We start from the raw sequence: 617 nt of genomic DNA on the forward strand, positions 1-617 counted from the left end.
CTATATATTGTACACCTGGAGCAGATAATTCTAATCTAATAAGTACAGAAAAAGCTGTTCCAATTAAACCAGAAAATAATGCAAACATTAAATATAATGTACCTATATCTTTTGCATTAGATGATAAAAATCATCTTTCTTGTCATTCGCTTGGGTTTTTCAAACTAATAAAAGAAGTATCTTCATGAATTGTAGAAAATTGTCTTTGTAAACTATTATAAGCTTCTAAAGGCGACAATTTTCTAACAAACTACTGTAGTAATAAAAAAAAATCATAATATTTATTATAAAAATTACATTAAATTTATATAAGTGATATAAATATAACACCGAAATGATTAAACAATAAAAAAAAAAAGATAATTGGATAAAAAAGGGAGGATACCTTGATTCGAACAAGGATGTACTATGCCACATACAGCTGTTCTACCATTGAACTATACCCACCTTAAGCCAAGAGAGAAATTCGAATTCTCATTCTTAATTCATGAAATTATTGTTCTACCCTTAAACTATCTTGGCTACATAATTTATCTCGGAGCGATTCGAACACCCATAAATAAATACCAAAAATTTAGGACTTACCTATTAGTCAACGAGATATTTACAGATAATAA

1 protein-coding gene is annotated in these 617 nt (G+C 27.4%); it reads left to right on the forward strand.

The window, feature by feature from the left end:
- The coding region (locus ACYVEA_RS34720; RefSeq protein ID WP_461117925.1) for a hypothetical protein at positions 1 to 188 on the forward strand (188 nt) is incomplete at its 5' end.
- Between the last annotated feature and the right edge of the window lie 429 nt (positions 189 to 617).

The sequence above is a fragment of the Spirosoma jeollabukense genome, assembly GCF_054777855.1.